13 protein-coding genes and 2 riboswitches are annotated in these 16,041 nt (G+C 62.5%); of the genes, 8 read left to right on the top strand and 5 right to left on the bottom strand.

What is annotated here, in order from left to right:
* Positions 1 to 207: 207 nt before the first annotated feature.
* The gene (gene ppa / locus ACIQ2A_RS22255; protein WP_398483476.1) at positions 208 to 744 is read right to left on the bottom strand and encodes an inorganic diphosphatase; all 537 of its coding nucleotides are present in this window, start codon (positions 742 to 744) and stop codon (positions 208 to 210) included.
* Positions 745 to 1,027: 283 nt separating this feature from the next.
* Positions 1,028 to 1,537 (bottom strand): GNAT family N-acetyltransferase, encoded by a 510-nt coding sequence (locus ACIQ2A_RS22250; RefSeq protein WP_398483474.1) that lies wholly within the window; start codon positions 1,535 to 1,537, stop codon positions 1,028 to 1,030.
* 303 nt (positions 1,538 to 1,840) lie between these two features.
* On the opposite strand from ACIQ2A_RS22250, the gene ACIQ2A_RS22245 reads away from it, so the two are divergent.
* Genes ACIQ2A_RS22245 through ACIQ2A_RS22235 form a run of 3 tightly spaced genes read left to right on the top strand, consistent with a single transcriptional unit; the run spans position 1,841 to position 4,057 of the window.
* A complete protein-coding gene (locus ACIQ2A_RS22245) occupies positions 1,841 to 2,311 on the top strand; it encodes a DUF2269 family protein (RefSeq protein ID WP_398483471.1) in 471 nt (156 codons plus the stop codon).
* Positions 2,312 to 2,321: 10 nt separating this feature from the next.
* Entirely contained in the window at positions 2,322 to 3,638 is a 1,317-nt protein-coding gene (locus ACIQ2A_RS22240) for an SDR family oxidoreductase (RefSeq protein ID WP_398483469.1), read from the top strand.
* A gap of 8 nt (positions 3,639 to 3,646) precedes the next feature.
* A complete protein-coding gene (locus tag ACIQ2A_RS22235; protein ID WP_398483478.1) occupies positions 3,647 to 4,057 on the top strand; it encodes a thiol-disulfide oxidoreductase DCC family protein in 411 nt (136 codons plus the stop codon).
* A gap of 77 nt (positions 4,058 to 4,134) precedes the next feature.
* Here ACIQ2A_RS22235 and ACIQ2A_RS22230 read toward each other — a convergent pair whose 3' ends face one another.
* Positions 4,135 to 5,379: a flavin monoamine oxidase family protein gene (locus tag ACIQ2A_RS22230; protein WP_398483467.1), complete on the bottom strand. Its 1,245-nt coding sequence runs from the start codon at positions 5,377 to 5,379 to the stop codon at positions 4,135 to 4,137.
* A gap of 83 nt (positions 5,380 to 5,462) precedes the next feature.
* Between ACIQ2A_RS22230 and maiA the strand changes: the two genes are divergently transcribed.
* The gene (maiA, locus tag ACIQ2A_RS22225) at positions 5,463 to 6,131 is read left to right on the top strand and encodes a maleylacetoacetate isomerase (RefSeq protein WP_398483465.1); all 669 of its coding nucleotides are present in this window, start codon (positions 5,463 to 5,465) and stop codon (positions 6,129 to 6,131) included.
* Positions 6,132 to 6,333: 202 nt separating this feature from the next.
* On the opposite strand, the gene typA is transcribed toward maiA, so the two are convergent.
* Together typA and ACIQ2A_RS22215 are read right to left on the bottom strand one after the other, a co-directional pair.
* Positions 6,334 to 8,157, bottom strand: a complete 1,824-nt coding sequence (typA, locus tag ACIQ2A_RS22220) for a translational GTPase TypA (RefSeq protein ID WP_398483462.1) — start codon at positions 8,155 to 8,157, stop codon at positions 6,334 to 6,336.
* Between the two features lie 219 nt (positions 8,158 to 8,376).
* The gene (locus tag ACIQ2A_RS22215) at positions 8,377 to 9,927 is read right to left on the bottom strand and encodes an alkaline phosphatase D family protein (protein WP_398483460.1); all 1,551 of its coding nucleotides are present in this window, start codon (positions 9,925 to 9,927) and stop codon (positions 8,377 to 8,379) included.
* 240 nt (positions 9,928 to 10,167) lie between these two features.
* Positions 10,168 to 10,375, top strand: a riboswitch (cobalamin riboswitch).
* 143 nt (positions 10,376 to 10,518) lie between these two features.
* Between ACIQ2A_RS22215 and ACIQ2A_RS22210 the strand changes: the two genes are divergently transcribed.
* From ACIQ2A_RS22210 to ACIQ2A_RS22195, 4 genes are all read left to right on the top strand, one after another.
* A complete protein-coding gene (locus ACIQ2A_RS22210; RefSeq protein ID WP_398483458.1) occupies positions 10,519 to 11,223 on the top strand; it encodes an ABC transporter ATP-binding protein in 705 nt (234 codons plus the stop codon).
* Between the two features lies 1 nt (position 11,224).
* On the top strand, positions 11,225 to 12,628 hold the full coding sequence (locus ACIQ2A_RS22205) for an ABC transporter permease subunit (protein ID WP_398483456.1): 1,404 nt from the start codon (positions 11,225 to 11,227) through the stop codon (positions 12,626 to 12,628).
* A gap of 1 nt (position 12,629) precedes the next feature.
* Positions 12,630 to 14,099: an ABC transporter permease subunit gene (locus ACIQ2A_RS22200; protein WP_398483454.1), complete on the top strand. Its 1,470-nt coding sequence runs from the start codon at positions 12,630 to 12,632 to the stop codon at positions 14,097 to 14,099.
* Positions 14,100 to 14,196: 97 nt separating this feature from the next.
* Positions 14,197 to 14,405, top strand: a riboswitch (cobalamin riboswitch).
* Positions 14,406 to 14,509: 104 nt separating this feature from the next.
* A partial coding sequence (locus ACIQ2A_RS22195; protein WP_398483452.1) for a TonB-dependent receptor occupies positions 14,510 to 16,041 on the top strand: 1,532 nt, incomplete at its 3' end.

Raw genomic sequence — 16,041 nt, 5'->3', positions numbered from 1 at the left:
CGAGCCTTGGAGCCGCGGCCTGTTCGTCCACCGCCACTTTCGGCGCCGGCGCCACGACAATCTGCCGCGAGCCCTGCCGGAACGTATTCACAAAAACCACCGCCGCGAGCACCACAATAATGGCGACCGCGGCGAGGATGATGTTGCGAAGCCAGATCAGCATGCGGCGCATCGGAAACTCTCCCTGCACCGCGCGCCGATCAGCCCTTACTTCTTTTCGGCCTTCGCGCGCTCGATGCCTTCCTGGATCAGCTTATGCGCTTCCGCTGCATCAGCCCAGCGCACCACCTTGACCCATTTGCCGGGCTCGAGGTCTTTATAGTGCTCGAAAAAGTGCTGGATCTGGTCCAGCGTGATCTGCGGCAGGTCGCTGTAGTTCTTCACCTTGTCGTAGCGCTGGGTGAGCTTCGAGGTCGGCACCGCGATGATCTTCTCATCGAGACCGCCTTCGTCTTCCATCAGCAGCACCCCGACCGGACGGCAGGCCATCACGGCACCCGGCACGATGGCGCGGGTGTTGGCGACCAGCACGTCGCACGGATCGCCGTCGCCGGAGAGCGTGTGCGGGATGAAGCCGTAATTGCCGGGGTAGCGCATCGGCGTGTAGAGGAAGCGATCGACGAACAGCGCGCCGGAGGCCTTGTCCATCTCGTATTTGATCGGCTCGCCGCCGACCGCCACTTCGATGACGACATTCACTTCATGCGGCGCCTTGGCACCGAGCGGGATCGCGTCAAGACGCATCGAAAGCTCCGGAATTCGCGTGACTGATGCGCGAGAGGTAGCGGAGCGGGGCGTTGGATTCAACGCCTAACCGCGCGAAATTGCGCGATTGGTGAATGGCTTAGCGGGAATACCTACGGGCGGTGCCCCAACTCCGCCCTCATCCTGAGGAGCGCGCTCTTGCGCGCGTCTCCCAGCGAATGGCGTAGCCATTCGCAAGGGATGGCCCAAGAACTCAGAGCCAGGCGATCTCATGGTTCGAGACGGCGCTTCGCGCCTCCTCACCTTGAGGGCTGGAAACGCCTCACGCGTTCCAGGCGAAAGCCACCTTGTCGAGCGACTTGGCGCCGAATCGCTCCGAGGAGCGGGCCACCATGCGGCCACCCAGCGCGCGGTAGAATTCCGTGGCGCCTTCATTGTCGGACAGCGCCCAGATCACGAGATTCTTCAGCCCGCTCTGCATCAGGTCGCGCTTGGCCGAGGCGAACAGGCGGCGGCCGAAACCGAGGCCCTGGAATTCCGGGCGCAGATAAAGCTCGTAGATCTCGCCTTCGAACTGCAGGCTGCGGGCACGGTTGCGGCCGTAATTGGCGTAACCGGCCACCTTGTCGCCGAAGCACAGCACGCTGACGCGGCTGCCCTTGCGGATCGCCGAATCCCACCACTGCGCGCCGCGGCGATTGATGAGCTTGTCGAGTTCCGGGCCGGGAATCAGGCCCTGATAGGCCGCGCGCCAGGCTTCGTCATGGGTGGACGCCACCTCAACCGCATCCGCGGTCCTGGCCGGCCGAACTTCGATCAGGGTTGTGCTCATGGATGTGATCAAAGCAGCGCATCGCGCCGGCTTCAAGAGCATCGTTAATTATCAGTTAACGTGTGGAATTTTTGCATCAGTTCCGTGAAAATCTGTCCCGGAAAAAGACAGATCGGTGCGGGATGGGCCAATGACCGACCGATTTTTCCACCGCCACACCTTCGAATGCGCGCCCAGCGATTCATCTACACGCATGTGTTGTCGTCCCCGTCTCGACCATCTGATTCGCGCGCACTACACTTGTCCGCCAGCGGCGCCGTGCTAGGCAGAGCCGGATACCCGTTTGGCCCCGTCGAGCATGCGATGACCGCCTATTTCATTTTGAAGTTCCTGCACATTCTCGGCGCCATCGTGATTCTGGGCACAGGCGCCGGCATCGCCTTCTTCATGCTGATGGCGCATCGCTCCGGCAATGCCGCCTTCATTGCCGCGACCGCCGGCATCGTCGTCGTCGCCGATCTGCTGTTCACCACCACCGCCGTGATCCTGCAGCCTTTCACCGGCGGCTTCCTGATGCAGATGTCCTCGACCACCACCGACGAGCCGTGGATCGTTGTCTCGCTCATTCTCTATGCGGTGGCCGGCCTGTTCTGGCTGCCCGTCGTGTTCATGCAGATCGAGATGCGCAACCTCGCCCTTCAGGCTGTGGCTGATCGCGCACCACTGCCGCCGCGCTATCACATCCTGTTTCGCCGCTGGTTCTGGTTTGGGTTTCCCGGTTTCGGTGTGGTGGTCGCCATTCTCTGGCTGATGATCGCGAAGCCCTCCTTCTGAAGGACACGCCATGCCGCCGCGATGCCAGAACATTCTTTTGCTCGGCGGCTCCGGCCTGATCGGCCGCTATGTCGCCGAAGACCTGCGGCTGCGCGGCTTCACCGTAACGGCCATCGCGCGACGCTACGTTGCGTCGCAACGGACCAGCGCCGACGACATTGAAATGCCGATCATGACGATGACGGCAGATCAACTCACGCACCTAATGCTAGACCGCAAGATCCAGATGGTGATCAACTGTCTCGGCGTGCTTCAGGACGGCCCCGGCATGGACACGATGGCCGTTCATCGCGACTTCACCGCAAAACTGCTGGCGGCGATCAACGCCGCCGCGCAGCCAATCCAGTTCGTTCACATCTCGATTCCCAGCGCAGCCGATAGCGACCACACGGCCTTCAGCAAGACCAAGCGTGATGCCGAACGCCTGATCGCAGAGGCCGGCATCGGCAGCACGATATTGCGACCGGGCTTTGTGATCGCGCCAGCGGCCTATGGCGGCAGCGCCGTTGTTCGCGCGCTCGCGGCGCTGCCCGTTGCTGATCTGCCATCAGACCTCGCCAGCCGACAATTCCAGCCGGTAGCGGTGGACGACATCGCAGGCACGATCGCCTGGCTTTGCGAACACGGCGATCACACCCATCATGTCTGGGACTTGATGCAACCGGAGCCGGTGACGCTTGGCGCTGTCGTCGATTGCTATCGCACCTTCTATGGAACCGATCGTAGCACGCGCATTCGGTTGCCGGGCTTCCTGCTCGATCTCGGCGCGAAGCTCGGTGATGCCACAGCGCGCCTCGGCTGGACGCCACCGGTGCGCAGCACGGCGATCGCAGAACTGCGCCGCGGCGTTACCGGCGATCCCGCTCCGTGGATTGCTGCCACCGGCATCGTGCCGCAGACCCTGGCGCAGATGGTCAATCGACGCTCGGCCACAATCCAGGACAAATGGTTCGCGCGCCTATTCCTGCTCAAGCCGGTGATCTTTGTCAGCCTAGTGCTGTTCTGGATCGCCTCCGGCTTCATCGCGCTGTTCATCTCCTATGACGCAGCCGCCGGCATTCTTTCCGCCCATCATTTTCCGACCGCTTTGGTTGGGCCGATCACCGTGGGCACGAGCCTAATGGACATGGCGACAGGCGCCTTGATCGCACTCCGCCGCACGAGCTCGATCGGATTGATCTGGGGTATCCTCGCGTCGCTCGGCTATATGTTCGGTGCAGCAGTGCTGACGCCGGATCTCTGGATCGAGCCGCTGGGTGCGCTGGTGAAAACCGGTCCCGCGATCATCCTGATGCTGGCGGCCTTGATGACGCTCGACAACAGGTGAATGTGATGGTGCCAGCATGGCCGGACGACGACATCATTCTCTATGACGGCGTGTGCATCTTCTGCTCGAGTTGGGTGCGCTTCGTGGCAAAACGCGACGTTGCGAAGCGCTTTCGCTTCACGCCGATCCAGTCCGACTACGGCACACGGCTCGCACGACATTTCGGAATCGATCCGGCCGATCCCGACACCAATGCGGTGATCCATGGCGGTGCCGCTTACTTCAAGTCAGACGCGGCACTGACGGTGCTATCGCAGCTGCCGGGATGGAATTGGGTGCGCGCGCTGTTTGCCGTGCCGGCGGCACTCCGCAATCCCGTCTACAACCTCATCGCCAGAAACCGCTATCGCATTTTCGGCCGCAGCGAGGCCTGCATGGTGCCGGATGCGTCGCTGCGCGAACGTGTGATCGAATCGTAGGATGGGTTGAGCGCAGCGATACCCATCACCACAAGCGCCGAGCCTGCGGTGATGGGTATCGCTGCGCTCAACCCATCCTACGGCTTCGCGTTCATCACTTCCTTCGCTGCACGCTCGCCACTCGCGCGCGCGCCATGGGCCGTCGAGAAGAAATTCGGCGATGTCGCCTCACCTGCGAAAAACAGGCGATCATTCACCGGCTTGGCAAGCACCGCTCGCGACTCCGCATGGCCGGGCCTGGCAGCTGAATAAGCGCCCTGCGCAAAGCGATCATGGCACCAGCGGCTCTCCGCCAGCGGCGTCAGTTTGACGCGGATATCCGAGCCGAGCAATGCAACGATTTCATCGATACTTTGTGCCGCCAGCGCGCCCTCGCCCGCATCTTCCAGCTCACGCGCGAATGTGCCGCCGTAGAAGCCGGCAATGCAAGGCAGGCCGGACGGCCGCAGGTGAAAGCTGCCGATGCCAGTGCGAATAGCCGCGCCACGCAAACCGACATCAGCGGGCCATTTGTCTGCATCAGCAAGCGCCAGCATCACCTTGTTGTCTGCGCCAAGCGGCAGGCCGGCCGCAGCTTCGACTTTCTCCGGCAATGGCGGATGGAAGCGGATGTTCTCATTCGCGAGGAGATTGGTCGGCACGCAGATGATCACCTTCGCCGCGCTCACCGTGCCGCGCGAGGTCTCGATCTTCACACGCGATCCCGAGTGATCGATGACCGTCACTTCCGTGCTCAGCGCCACCGGGCACGGCGCACCATAGGCGGCGATCAGCGCGCCATAGCCATCGGGCAGGCGCCAGTTCACCTCGGTGTCCTCATAAGAGTCCATGTCGTGCAGCGACACGTCCTTGAGTTCGAAACCGTTGATATAGGTCGAGATCGCGTCGATCATCGGATTCCAGCGATTGCCCGGCTCGAGGCAGGTCGCGGCCGGCGCATCGTCGTCATTTTCCGCGGCCTCTTCCGCGCGATCGTAAAAGTCATCCATCGCGGCATAGAACTCGGCGCGCTCTTTCTTCGAGAACGCGGCGTCATAGGCCTGCTCGCGCCAGGGCGGACGGTTCCTGTCGACCTTGAATCCGAGCTGTTTCGCGATGCCGACAAAATCGTTCCTGTCGGCCGAGTGCAGCCATTCACAACCGAGATCGAATGGAATGCCGGGCGCCGCCATAATGGTATGCGCACGGCCGCCGATGCGATCGCGGGCTTCGAGCACGATGACCGACAGGCCGGAATTCTCCAGCGTGCGCGCCGCGCCAAGGCCGGCGGCGCCGGCGCCGATGATGGCGACATCGACTTCGGAAGGGAGATTGCTGCTCATCGCGTCATTCACACCGGATTGTCGTGACACCGGGATAGAGGCTTGCTTGAATTATGCAAGTCACGCCCTCCGGAGCACACATCATGACCCAGCAACCCGACTATGAACTCTATGGCTATTGGCGGACCTCGGCGACCTATCGCGTCCGCGTCGCGCTCAACCTGAAAGGGCTGAAAGCGCAGGAGCATGTGGTCGATATCGACAAGGGCGAGAATCTCAGCGAAGCCTTCCTGAAGATCAATCCGCTCGGCGCCATCCCGGCTTTCATTGACAAGGGGCACGCGCCGCTGACGCAGTCGCTGGCGATCCTCGAATTCATCGACGAGACGCATCCAGCACCTCCGCTGCTGCCGGCCGATCCGCATGGCCGCGCGCGGGTGCGGGCCATCGCGCATATGCTGGCCGCCGATACGCACCCGTTGATCACACCGCGGGTGCGAAAATATCTGACGACCACCGGGGGGTTTGACGACGCGAAACTACGCGGCTGGCTGGTGCACTGGTTCACGGTGGGCCTGCAGGCGGTGGAGCGACGGCTGATGGAGGAGCCCGGCACCGGCGCGTTCTGCCATGGCGATCAGGTGACGATGGCCGACATCTGCCTGGCCAGCATCACGGCGACCATGAAGGCGATCAAGATCCCGCTGCCGGATGTACCGACCATTGCCGCGATCGTCGCGCGCTGCGAGGCGATGGAGGCGTTTGCGAAGGCCGACCCGATGAAGCAGGTGGGCGCGCCGAAGGCGTCGTGAAGCACACACTCTGTCATCGCCCGGCTTGACCGGGCGATCCAGTACACATTGACGCCAGTGATCGAACCGCATGGCTGGTAATTACTGGATCACCCGCTTTCGCGGGTGATGACATGCAAAGCCTGGAATAGCCGAATGCGCAAACAAGAATGCCCGGCCTTTGCCGGGCATTTTGCAACAGGAGAGAGAACGTCGAAGCCTCTTAAACGAAGGCTTCCTTGCTCTTCTCGGCGCGCTTGCGGTCGGTGGCGTCGAGGAACTTCTTGCGCAGGCGGATCGACTTCGGGGTGATCTCGACCAGCTCGTCGCTCTCGATATAGGCCAGCGCCTTTTCCAGCGTCATGCGGATCGGCGGGGTCAGGCGCACCGCTTCGTCCTTCGACGTGGTGCGGATGTTGGAGAGCTGCTTGCCCTTGAGAACGTTGAGTTCGAGATCGTTCTCGCGGGTGTGCTCGCCGATGATCATGCCCTTATAGACCTTCCAGCCCGGCTCGATCATCATCGGACCACGATCTTCCAGCTTGAACATGGCGTAAGCGACCGCTTCGCCCTGGTCATTCGAGATCAGCACGCCATTGCGGCGGCCGGCGATCTCGCCCTTGTAGGGCAGGTAGTCATGGAACAGGCGGTTCATGATCGCGGTACCCTTGGTATCGGTCATGAGTTCGCCCTGATAGCCGATGAGGCCGCGGGTCGGCGCATAGAACACCAGACGCAGGCGATTGCCGCCGGACGGACGCATCTCGATCATCTCGGCCTTGCGTTCGCTCATCTTCTGAACGACCACGCCCGAGAACTCCTCGTCGACGTCGATCACGACTTCCTCGATCGGCTCGAGGGTGTTGCCGTTCTCGTCCTTGGTCAGCACGACGCGCGGGCGCGACACGCTGAGCTCAAAACCTTCGCGGCGCATGTTCTCGATCAGGATGGCGAGCTGCAATTCGCCGCGGCCGGACACGATCATCGAGTCCTTGTCGTCGGATTCAACGACCTTGAGCGCGACATTGCCTTCGGCTTCGCGCAGCAGGCGGTCGCGGATCAGGCGGCTGGTGACCTTGTCGCCTTCGGTGCCGGCGAGCGGCGAGTTGTTGACGATGAAGGACATCGACACGGTCGGCGGATCGATCGCCTGGGCCTGGATCGGAATTTCAACCGAGGGATCGCAGAAGGTGTCGGCCACGGTGCCCTTGCTCAGGCCCGCGATGGCAACGATGTCGCCGGCTTCGGCGAGCTCGACCGGCTGGCGCTCGAGGCCGCGGAAGGCGAGGATCTTGGAGATACGGCCGGTTTCCACGGTCTTGCCGTCGCGCGACAGCACCTTGACGGTCTGGTTCGGCTTCACCGAACCCGACGCGATGCGGCCGGTGATGATGCGGCCGAGGAAGTTGTTGGCTTCCAGAATGGTGCCGAGCAGGCGGAACGGACCTTCTTCCACCACCGGCGGCGGCACATGCTTGAGCACCAGCTCGAACAGCGCCTTCATGCCGACATCGTGCGCGGCATCGGGGCTCGAGGCCATCCAGCCATTGCGGCCCGACCCGTAGAGGATCGGGAAGTCGAGCTGCTCGTCGGTCGCATCGAGCGCTGCGAACAGGTCGAACACTTCATTGACGACTTCGTCGATGCGGGCGTCCTGACGGTCGACCTTGTTGATGGCGACGATCGGGCGGAGGCCGAGCTTGAGCGCCTTGCCAACCACGAACTTGGTCTGCGGCATCGGGCCTTCAGCGGCGTCGACGAGAACGATCACGCCATCGACCATCGACAGGATGCGCTCGACCTCGCCACCGAAGTCGGCGTGGCCCGGGGTGTCGACGATGTTGATCTGGGTGTCTTCCCACAGCACCGAAGTACACTTGGCGAGAATGGTGATGCCACGCTCTTTTTCGATGTCGTTGCTATCCATCGCGCGTTCCTGAACGCGCTGATTGTCGCGGAAGGTGCCCGACTGCTGCAGGAGCTTGTCGACGAGGGTGGTCTTGCCGTGGTCGACGTGTGCGATGATGGCGATGTTGCGCAGTTTCATGTGTCTTCTTCTGGTTCGACGAACGGATGCCCGAAGCGGGTTCTGCAAGACGTCAGCCCGGCGCACTCGTTGCGCGACCAACCCTATCCTGCCTGAAAACGCGCTGGGCAATCCCTGCAAAAGCAAACCCGGCCAATGGATAAAGGCCGGGTACTTGGGCGCGTTGCGGCGCAATATAGTCGGGAATGACCGAAAAACAATGTGAATCTGCCCCCGAAATTAGCCCATTTTGGGGTCCAGAACTGTGCTCCAAAGGGCCGTATCGGCCCGATCTCGCAGAGTGACGGTCATCTGGCCGCTCGCGCCCTCAATCCGGACATGGCCGAAGAACTGCATACCGGCTGACGGCGGCAGGTTCTGCTTCCCCTCGCCGGGGGCCTTCACGTATCGGACTTCGGGGCCAAAGGTATTGTCCATGCCGCCCGGCCCGAAGGTGCCGGCATGGAACGGGCCCGAGACGAACTCCCAGAACGGCTCGAAATCCTGGAACTGGGCCTTGTCCGGATTGTAATAATGCGCCGCCGTGTAGTGCACGTCGGCCGTGAACCAGACGGTGTTGCGGATCCCCGCCGTCTTGATGAAACGCAGCAGGTCGGCGATTTCCAGCTCGCGCCCCCGTGCCGGGCCGTCCCCCTGCGCAATTGCCTCAGAACCGGACTTCGTCGCGGCATTGTCATAAACCACGATGCCGATCGGCATGTCGGAAGCGATCACCTTCCAGGTTGCTCGCGAGTCCATCAGCGCACGCTTTAGCCAGGCCAGCTGCTCCGGTCCGATGAAATGCGCATCGGGGCCATAGGTCTCCTGCAGGTTCGGCCCGTTGGGCCCGCGATAGCTGCGCTCGTCCAGCATGAAGACATCGAGATGCGGGCCGTAATTCAGCACCCGATAGACGCGGCCGGGTTCGGCGGGATTGACCCGCACCGGATATATTTCATGAAAGGCCCGCGCACCGCGCGCGGCCAGCACCATCACATCGCGCTCTTTATACGCTGCGGGCAACTGCTTCGACGCCGACCAGTTATTGGTGACCTCGTGATCGTCCCACTGGCCGAAGATCGGCACCTGTGCATTGAAGGCGCGGACATTGTCGTCGAGCAGATTGTATTTATGCGCCGCGCGGAATTCATCGAGCGTTTCGGCGACCTTGGCTTTCTCCGGCACCAGCGTGGTGTTCTTCCAGAGCGAGCCATCCGGCAACTTCACTTCTGCAACCATCGGCCCGTCGGCATAAATCGTGTCGCCGCTGTGGAGCAGAAAATCCGGATTGTGTTTTCGCATGGTGGCGAAGGTGACCATGCCGCCATCCTCCGCATTGATGCCCCAGCCCTGCCCCGCGACATCACCACCCCAGACGAATGACACATCGCGGCGGTCCGCAGGCGCCGTACGGAAGCGCCCGACCACGGGCTCACCGATCACGCTCGTATGCGCGAGATCGCGAAACCGCACGCGATAAAAGATGTCCTGCCCTGCCGGCAGATTCTCCAGCAGCAGTTTTGCCGTGAAATCGCTTTCCGGCAGCACCGTTACCGGCGGCAAAGCGCGCGCATGTTTGAAAGACTCGGTGGTCGCCACCTCCACCATCATCTGCGCCGGCCGATCCGCCCGCGACCAGATCATGCCGCTGTCGAAACCGATATCGCCGGACTGCACACCATGGCTCACCACCGGTCGATCGGCCGCGCGGCTGAGACGTGGCATCGCCAAGAGTCCCGCGCTTGCGGCAGCCGTCGTGAGGAAGCGGCGACGGGACACGCGGATGGCCATTGTGCTCTCCTGAAGTCGGCGATGGTGATGCAGGACGATCTAGGGATACTACGCAACGCCCCTGTGACAGGCTGCCGCAGCGAGCGCAACAGCCGCCCGGCAAAGCCGTTTTCGGCTCGACACAGCCACTTCTTGTTCATCAAGATAATACCGAAGGGTGCCCACCAATTTCAGTCGAGGCCAAACGCGACGAGCGGAATTTTCCGCAACAGCGCGGCATTGACTCCCGGTGTCATTTCACCGAATTGTCCCCGCGACGGTTCCTTCGGGACCAATAGGGAATGCGGTGAGGCCAGTGCAGCGTCTGTTGCGCAAGCCAATTCCGCGGCTGCCCCCGCAACTGTAAGCGGCGAGCCTTTGCCACATGCCACTGGGCCACAAACCCGGGAAGGCGGCAGAAGGCCCTGACCCGCGAGCCAGGAGACCTGCCGTCGGCCGTGGTCACACGCGAGCACATCGGGCGGGGTGTCCTGATGGAAGCCGAATTGCCTTCGCTGCGAATGGCAACACGGTTTGGTTTGCGGTGACGTGCCACGTTATCGCGAGTCCTTCGGATGATCTCTCTCATATCCAGCGTCAGCGCGGCGCTCCATGCTTGAAGCTACAGCCGTCAAGAAGCAGTTCGGCGCCAAGCTCGCGCTCGACGACGTCTCGCTCCATGTGCAGCCCGGCGATATCTATTGCCTGCTCGGCGCCAATGGCGCCGGCAAGACCACGCTGATCAACCTGTTTCTCAATTTCATCCAGCCGACCTCCGGGCAACTGCTGATCGACAAGCATGATGTCACTGCGCAGCCGCTGGAGACCAAGCGACTGCTGGCTTACATTCCCGAACAGGTGAATCTCTACGGCCAGCTCTCCGGCGTGGAGAATCTCGCGTTCTTCGCCACCCTCGCTATTGGCGAAGAATTGCCGCGCGAGCGCCTGCTCGAATTGCTGCAAGCCGCCGGCCTGCCGTTGCAGGCGGCGGATGATCGCGTCGGCACCTATTCGAAAGGCATGCGCCAGAAAGTCGGCATCGCCATCGCGCTGGCGAAGAATGCCAAGGCATTGCTGCTCGATGAACCGACATCCGGGCTCGACCCGTCAGCCGCCAACGAGTTCTCCGAACTGCTGGTCAATGCCAGCCGCAACGGCGTCGCCATCCTGACCACGACACATGACCTGTTCCATGCCAAGCAGACCGGCACCCGCATCGGCATCATGCGGCGCGGCAAGCTGGTGCAGGAGCTGAACAGCGCCGATGTCAGCCACGCCGATCTGCAGGCGCTCTATCTCGAACATATGAGAGCCTGACGTGATCCTCACCATCGCCCGCAAGGATCTGCGCGAGATCATTCGCGACGGCCGCATGCTCTGGGCCGCGGCACTCATCATTATTCTCTCCATCGTCGCCATGGCGTCGGGATCGATCCGGCAAGCGCAGATCAATAACGAGCGCGCCGCCGGGCAATCGCTCGATTATCAAGCCTGGCTGCAGCAGGGCGAACGGCATCCGCATGATGCCGCCGAGCAGGGCATGCATGTGTTCAAGCCGGAACCGCCGCTGGCGGTGCTCGATCCCGGCATCGAGCCTTTTGTCGGCTCCACGGTCTGGCTGCAGGCGCATCGCCAGAGCGAACTGAAATTCCGGCCGGCGCAGGATGCCACCGGGCTGCAGCGCTTCGGCCAACTGTCGCCCGCATGGATCGTGCAGGTGCTGGTGCCGCTGCTGATCATCGTCATCGGCTTCAACGCCATCAGCGGCGAGCGCGAGCGCGGCACGTTGCGGCAATTGCTGAGCATCGGTGTGCCCGCGCGAAGCCTGTTGCTCGGCAAGGCGCTGGCCCTCGCCGCCTGCGCTTTTGCGCTGGTGATCCCGATCTGGCTCGCCTTCTCCATTGTCGCCATCGGCCGTCTGCCCTCGGCCGAGCGGCTCGATGTCGTCTATCGCATGATGTGGCTGATCGCCGGCTACGGCCTTTATCTCGGCTTCTTCGTCTTCCTCACCATCGCCGTATCCGCACTGGTGCGCTCGTCACGCGCAGCTGTGGTGCTGCTGCTCGGCTTCTGGGTCGCCGCCACCTTGATCGCGCCGCGCACGGCGTCCGAAGTCGCCAATGTGGTCTATCCCACGCCATCACGGCTGGATTTCAACAATCATCTCTCGCACGACATTTCCGAAGCCGCAGGTCAGGCCTGGAAATCCACCTTCAATGTCGATGCCCAATGGGATCCGTCGCTGCCGCTCAGCAAATGGGGCGCGGCGCTGAAGGTCGATGATCATGCCGGCTATGGCGTGCTCGACCAGACATTCGGCAAATTATGGGACACATTCGAGCACCAGCAGCGTTTCCAGCAATGGGTTGGCCTGATCGCCCCCGTGATCACGCTGCGCGGCTTTTCCATGGGCCTTGCCGGCACGGATTTCGCGCAACATCGCGATTTCTCCACAGCCGCCGAACTGCAGCGCCGCAAGATCCAGGACATTGTCAGCGACGATCTCGTCGCCCATGCCGACACGCTCGACAATGCGCATTTCAGCTACAAGGCCGGCGCCAGGCTTTGGGCCACCGTGCCGGAGTTCAAATACCGGCTGCCCACCATCGGTTTTGCAGCGGCGCGTTATTGGCGCGACCTGCTGCTGCTCGCCACGATATTCGCTGCCGCCGCCTTGCTCGCGCATCTCGCCGTCTCCCGCAGCCTGAAGCGCGTGGCCTGACATGTCACAGCACACCACCGCCTCGACCTTCTGGCTCATCTTCCGCCACGAGCTCACCATCCTCACCCGCGATCGCACGCTGCCGATCGTCGCTATCTTGCTGGCGTTGATGGTACTGGGTGGGCTGTTCGTCGGCATCACCCAGGCGCAGCAGCGCAGCGCGATGATCGCCGAGGTGACCGCGCACAGCGAAAGGCGGCAAGCCAATAACGAGAAGACACTGCAATCGGTGCTGGACGGCAAGCAAGCGCTGGTCCCGTTCGGCAATCCCGCCAACCCCGCGGCGCTGGCCGGCAACCTCGCCGGCCGCCACACCACGCTGCCGAATCTGCCGCTGGCAGCACTCGCGATCGGCCAGTCCGACATGGTGCCGAATTATTACCGCATCTCGTATCTCAGCAAGGTGCAGTTCATGTATGACACCGAGATCGAGAATCCGTGGAATCTGCTCAGCGGCCATTTCGATCTCTCCTTCGTCATCACCTTCGTGCTGCCGCTGCTGGTGATCGGCCTATCCTTCAACATGCTGTCTGCCGAACGCGAACAAGGCACGCTGCGCATGCTGTTCGCGCAGCCGATGGCGCTGACGACGTTGGTCGCCGCCAAGGCCAGCGCGCGCTATCTCGCGCTGCTGGCGATCCTGCTGCCGCTGCCGCCGCTCGTCCTGCTGACGCTGTTTCCCGAAACCCGCACGGCAGACTCGCTGCTCTTCATGGCGCTGTGGGCGCTGGTCGTCGCCAGCTACACGCTGTTCTGGTTCGCGCTCGCCGCGCTGGTCAATGCCTTCGGTCGCACGTCTTCCTCCAATGCCTTGATCATGATCTCCGGCTGGACGTTTCTCGTCCTCATCCTGCCCATCGTGATGAATCTCGTGGTCGGTGCCATCAGCCCGGCCCCATCGCGCACCGAGCTTGCCAGCCGCACCCGCGTCGTCACTGCGGATGCACTGCGCGAATACGAGGACATGTACAGCACCGACTATCGCTATGCCTCCGATCCCGAGACATTGACGGTGAAGGACGGCCGCATCAAAGTCCCCGCCCGCATGCGCGCGTTCTTCCTCGCCAAGCAACGCGTCGATGTGCAGGTGGAGCCGCTGCTGAACCAGTTCGATCATCAGTTGCTCGAACAGCAGAAGCTGGTCGATACGATCGGCTTCCTGTCGCCCGCCATCCTCGTCAACGAGGCGCTGAACCTCGTCGCCGGCAATGACTCGCGCCGCTTCCTTGCCTTCAAGGCGCAGACCGAAACCTTCCACAATGGCTGGCGCGCCTTCTTTGCGCCGAAGATCGCAACAGACCAAGCAACAACGCTCGCCGAGATGGCCGCATTGCCGGTGTGGCAATGGCGCGAGACCGCGGCGGATACAACTTCGTGGCGCATCGCATCGCGCGCCGCGCTACTGCTGCTTGTGAGCGCGATCATCGCAATCATCGCGATGCGTCGTTTACGCCGTGGCCAGATCGTCTGATGCCTCACGCATCGGGCGCAGTGATGCATGATCCACACACAGGCAGCCATAAAGGCGCCATCGAACCGCGCGCGCGTTGACACATTCGTAACCATCACCCTAACGTGATCCCGACGGTTCCTTCGGGACCAATAGGGAATGCGGTGAGGTTCGCGCGACATGGTCGCAAGGCGAGCCAATTCCGCGGCTGCCCCCGCAACTGTAAGCGGCGAGCCTTCGCCAAGAGCCACTGGACCTCGGTCCGGGAAGGCGGCGACAGGCATTGACCCGCGAGCCAGGAGACCTGCCGTCAGTCGTGGTCACACGCGAGCACATTGGGCGGGGTGTCCTGGTGGAAGTCGAATTGCGTTCGTGATGGATGCAAGGCGCCTTGGTTCGCGGTGACGTGCCACGTTATCGCGAGTTTTTTGATGACCGCCGTCTCCTCCGTCGCAGTGATGCGCCGCCGTTTCCTTCTCTGCACCGTCGCATTGCCTTGCCTGCTGTGGTCCGCCGATGGCCATGCCCAGGACACGAAACCGAGTCAGACCCTCGATCCCGTCGTCGTGCAGCCCACTGCCCAGCCGCAGCGCGCGCGCCGTGCGACCACCGGCAATGCAAGCCGCGCCGCGCGTTCGCGCCAGCAGCGTAATGTCGCCGCGACGACGGCCGCGCCTGTCGCGACGCCCACCGGCCCGGTCTTTGCAGCACCGACGCTCAATCTGACCGGTACGGCGCCGACCGCCAGCCGCCTCGGCCTCACCCGTCTGCAGACGCCGGCCAGCGTCGATGTGATCTCCGCGCAGACCATGTCCGAGCGCGGCCAGCAGAACATCAATGATGCCGTGACGCAGAATGCCGTCGGCATCACCGCCAATCCGTCGCTCGGCAATGGCGGCCTCGCCTTCAGCGCACGCGGCTTCACTGGCTCCAGCTCCGTCATGACCATGTATGACGGCACCCAGCTCTATGTCGGCCAGGGCACGGCGACATTCCCTTATGACACCTGGTCGGCCGAGCGCATCGAGGTGCTGCGCGGCCCCGCCTCGGTGCTGTACGGCTCGGGCGCCATCGGCGGCGCCATCAATGTGGTGTCGAAACTGCCGACCTGGGTGCCGGTCAATCAGGCCGAGATGTCGCTCGACACCAACATGACCAAGCGCATCGCCGTCGATAGCGGCGGCGCCATCAATGACAAGGTCGCCTATCGCATCACCGCCACCGGCAATCTCTCGGATGGCTGGATGGATCGCGGCAACAATTCCAATGTCTCCGTGCATGCCGCCATTCAGGTCAAGCAGACTGAAGACCTCACCTGGACCTTCCTCAGCGACTATGCCGACGTGCAGCCACAGAATTATTGGGGCACGCCGCTGGTCAATGGCCGCATTCTCGAAGCGACGCGCTTCAACAACTACAATTTCAGCAACGGCATCGTTCACTACAAGGACAATCTCAACCAGATCCGCACCGAGTGGAACGTCACCGACGGCGTGACCGTGCGCAATGTGCTGTATTATATGGATGTCCATCGCCACTGGCGTAACGCGGAGAGCTACGTCTACAGCCCGGCGTCCGGCCTCGTGAACCGCAACGGCAACAACACCGAAATCTACCAGGCCCAGCAGCAGATCGGCGACCGCATGGACGCCACCTTCCGCGGCCATGTGTTCGGCCTGGAAAACCAGCTCGTCACCGGCTTCGATGTCAACCACATCAAGTTCGGCCGCGATGCGAATTTCCTATCATCGACGTCCACCGGCAGCTCGACAGTCACGCTTTTCAATCCGATTCCGGGTAACTATTTCAGCAATACGCCGACCGTCGTCGACTATCGCAGCATCACCAACCAGTATGCCTTCTTCGCGGAGAACAAGCTCAACATCACCGAGCAGCTGGCGCTGATCGGCGGCATCCGGCAGGACGAGACGAACGTCACCCGCACCGACTTCTTCAATCCGGC

Origin of the sequence: Tardiphaga sp., from assembly GCF_044336785.1 — a bacterium.
GTDB lineage: Bacteria > Pseudomonadota > Alphaproteobacteria > Rhizobiales > Xanthobacteraceae > Tardiphaga.
This window is presented reverse-complemented; position numbering and strand designations above follow the sequence as displayed.

Bases quoted from the DNA above. Each gene is read 5' to 3' on its own strand.
- typA (WP_398483462.1), bottom strand. From the start codon at position 8,157: ATGAAACTGCGCAACATCGCCATCATCGCACACGTCGACCACGGCAAG.
- ACIQ2A_RS22240 (WP_398483469.1), top strand. From the start codon at position 2,322: ATGCCGCCGCGATGCCAGAACATTCTTTTGCTCGGCGGCTCCGGCCTG.
- ACIQ2A_RS22215 (WP_398483460.1), bottom strand. From the start codon at position 9,927: ATGGCCATCCGCGTGTCCCGTCGCCGCTTCCTCACGACGGCTGCCGCA.
- ACIQ2A_RS22245 (WP_398483471.1), top strand. From the start codon at position 1,841: ATGACCGCCTATTTCATTTTGAAGTTCCTGCACATTCTCGGCGCCATC.
- ACIQ2A_RS22210 (WP_398483458.1), top strand. From the start codon at position 10,519: ATGCTTGAAGCTACAGCCGTCAAGAAGCAGTTCGGCGCCAAGCTCGCG.
- ppa (WP_398483476.1), bottom strand. From the start codon at position 744: ATGCGTCTTGACGCGATCCCGCTCGGTGCCAAGGCGCCGCATGAAGTG.
- ACIQ2A_RS22200 (WP_398483454.1), top strand. From the start codon at position 12,630: ATGTCACAGCACACCACCGCCTCGACCTTCTGGCTCATCTTCCGCCAC.
- ACIQ2A_RS22250 (WP_398483474.1), bottom strand. From the start codon at position 1,537: ATGAGCACAACCCTGATCGAAGTTCGGCCGGCCAGGACCGCGGATGCG.
- ACIQ2A_RS22230 (WP_398483467.1), bottom strand. From the start codon at position 5,379: ATGAGCAGCAATCTCCCTTCCGAAGTCGATGTCGCCATCATCGGCGCC.
- maiA (WP_398483465.1), top strand. From the start codon at position 5,463: ATGACCCAGCAACCCGACTATGAACTCTATGGCTATTGGCGGACCTCG.